The organism is Tistrella bauzanensis (genome assembly GCF_014636235.1).
GTDB classification, from domain to species: Bacteria; Pseudomonadota; Alphaproteobacteria; order Tistrellales; family Tistrellaceae; genus Tistrella; species Tistrella bauzanensis.
Map to the genome: position 1 here is coordinate 1 of NZ_BMDZ01000151.1, position 2,784 is coordinate 2,784.

Annotated in this window: 2 protein-coding genes and 2 pseudogenes; 1 reads left to right on the top strand and 3 read right to left on the bottom strand. The window is 58.8% G+C overall.

Annotated elements, in window-relative coordinates; translation table 11 throughout:
• Positions 1–294 (top strand): annotated as a pseudogene (locus IEW15_RS26210) (hypothetical protein); the annotation flags it as partial.
• Between the two features lie 430 nt (positions 295–724).
• Here IEW15_RS26210 and IEW15_RS25140 read toward each other — a convergent pair.
• The 3 genes and pseudogenes from IEW15_RS25140 to IEW15_RS26680 form a co-directional block, all read right to left on the bottom strand.
• Entirely contained in the window at positions 725–1,651 is a 927-nt protein-coding gene (locus tag IEW15_RS25140; RefSeq protein ID WP_188583230.1) for a phosphotransferase enzyme family protein, read from the bottom strand.
• Positions 1,652–1,817: 166 nt separating this feature from the next.
• Complete coding sequence (locus tag IEW15_RS26675) at positions 1,818–2,204, bottom strand: GNAT family N-acetyltransferase (RefSeq protein ID WP_188583233.1); 387 nt, start codon at positions 2,202–2,204, stop codon at positions 1,818–1,820.
• A 241-nt stretch (positions 2,205–2,445) separates the two neighbouring features.
• A pseudogene (locus tag IEW15_RS26680) lies at positions 2,446–2,733 on the bottom strand (bleomycin resistance protein); the annotation flags it as partial.
• Positions 2,734–2,784: the final 51 nt, after the last annotated feature.

Below are 2,784 nucleotides of genomic sequence, written 5' to 3' on the forward strand. Positions count from 1 at the left end.
CACCTCACCCGAGGGAATCAGCCCCGCAGCGCGGGGGCAAGCGGACATCGACAGGGTTGGAGCCCATTCTGCAACAGGCTCTTCGGTCCGGCAAATTTCGGGGTTCTGTTCGGCGTGATGTTTCTCAGTCATCAGGTCGGCGCCTTTCTCGGCGCATGGCTCGGCGGCTTGAGCTATCAGTGGAGCGGCAGCTACTCGATCGGCTGGATCTCTCTCGTCATCGTGGGAACGCTCGCGGCGCTGCTGCAACTCACCGCGGACGGCGACAGGGAACCCCGCCTGCAAACTCGGTAGGCCGAGACCTCGGCGGCACCGCACTGTAGCAGCACGACCGACAAGCCGGAGCCCCGCCTTGCGAGGCTCATGATTGACGGGAAGAACGTACTGCCGGCGCGCGGCGCGCCATTCAATGAGTGCTTTATGCCCCAGCCTGCTCAATGATGAAAGCGAAGGTGCCCTAGCGAGTGATCGGCGGTTATACCGGCAGGGCTATCGTGCCTAGCTGGGGGTGCGAAAAGCACGGCTCATAGCCCAAGTTTCTATCGAATTGATAATTAAAGATAAATCCGGTCAATTTGTGCGGTGATCGGCGGCCGGTGGCGGGACATGCGGGATACTGATGAGAACTACGTTTACGCTATAGCCCTCTAGCGCCGCATCGTGCGGCGTTCAGCGCTCGGCCATTTTCTGAACGGCCGGGTCTGGGTGGAAAGGCGACCGGCAGCTATGTGGCGCTTGCCAGTGAGAAGCGGTCCAAATCGACAACCGCGAGATCGACCAAGTAGCGACGCTCCTTTTCGTCTGCCCACCCCTCGGGCCAGTTGCCTAGAAGCCAGACGGCTTGATCGAGCCAGGCGAGGTTGAGGATCGAAGCCCAATTGTCCTTCTCCACCGGAACGAACGTCACTTCTTCCTGATAGGATTTGAGAAAGATGCGCCATTGTGCATCGGTCCAGACATGGCCCTGCGCGGAGGGCAGATCGCAATGGAAGAGCAGGAGCGCCACCGCCAGATCGTAAAGTCGCGGCATTCGGGCCGCATGATCGGGATCAACGAGCGTCGGTTGTGGTCCGAACACGAGGTTGGACGCTTTGAAGTCGAAGCTGCATCCTGCGAGTGACAGGCTATCCGCCGTGGCGGCGCTGGCGATCCGATCACTCACAAGAGCTTCTAGGATTGATGGATTCAGGCCGAGATCCCGCATCGTCACGATCGCCGAGGCGAGATGCCGCTCGACCCACTCCTTCGTGCGTACCACAGGTCGATCATGGGTCACGAGACGGTGGGCCTCTGGAGGATCGGCCGCGTGCATCTTGCCGAGCAATCGGCCCGCGCCGGCTATCTGGTCGTCCTCTGCGCGATAACAGGCGCCCTCGATGAATGGATAGACGACCCATTCCTTGCCGTCCGCAAGCCGACGAGGATTGGGCGCAAGGTGAGCCGCCGGGGCGACGACATCCACGCCGAGCCGGCGTAGCGCTGTCAGCCATTCGCCAATCGCCGTGCCGGAGGAATGGACGAGTCCTGTTCGCTTGAGAACCCAATCTCCCAGCCTGTCTCGCACCCGCAGGACAGGCGCATAGTCATACAGCGACACAGGCGCGTCCGGATGATCGAAGACAAAGGATGCTATCGCTTCATGATGATCCATGTCCCTACATTAGCCGGCGCTGCCCGAAGAATGAAGGGCCGTTACCGGACGCGGGATTCTGTCGCTCAAGGGCATCAGATGGACGATTCCTGCGCCAGGGGGCGGGCGAGACCAGCGCGCAGGCGCGTTTGTCGGTCAAATCCAGCCTCCGGAGACTGTAACTCGACTAGAGGGCTATTAAGCCCGCCGCCGTTTGACGGAACCCGCAATTTCGGTAGAACGGCTCAAGGTGTGGCTCGAAATCGACATGCAACCAGCGGGCCCCGCGTTGTCGGGCAAGCGTTGTCGCCTCTTGAACGAGACGGGTTGCGATGCCTCGCCGACGGTAGTCGGGATGAACGCATGTATCGAGAATGAACGCATGGATTCCGCCGTCCCATGCAACATTCACAAATCCGATAATGTTATCGCCCTCATAGGCGCCTACATGGCCGAGGCTGCGTGATAGTATGTCAGCAAATGAAGTCGACGCAGGGGCTCCCCACGCGACAGTCCAGAGCTTGTTTAAGCTGTCGTGGGAGGGATGAGGGTCAATCCGATATTCCAAAAGCAGCACCTTACTAACGTATCAATTTCGATGGCTCTGGTCGCGCCTCACGTTGACGCCTGAGGCAGTGCGGCGGCGATGCATGTGAGCGGCGTGAGGGCATCGCTCATGCGGTCGATCATGCGCCACGGTAATCCTCCCCGAAAAGCACAGGAGAGATATAGGAAGCGGCTACGTCATGTGCCAACAGAGCCATTTCGATAGTCGCAAAAATCCCCAAACCTGCAACGCGGTTTCTGGAGCCCAACTACCTCAAGGGTCGACTTCCCAAATCCTCATAAAACCTGAGCAAGTAGCCGTCCGGATCAGCTACCACAAATTGACGGTTGCCCGCTTCCGTCTCTCCGTTGCGATACCACTTCTCTTCAAGTGGCAGGTAGAGTGTGACATTTGCCGCGTGCAACGCGGCGAGGATCAACTCTACCGAGGACACTCGGATTTGAACATTTAGCCCTCGTCCGAAAGGATACTCCGTTGGCAGATGTTTATTACCAAAAGTACGCCCTAATACCAAATCTCGTGAGTCCTGACTCATAGGGGATTCCCAAACGGTCAGGAGTTCGATTCAATGATCGCGGACCTGAGG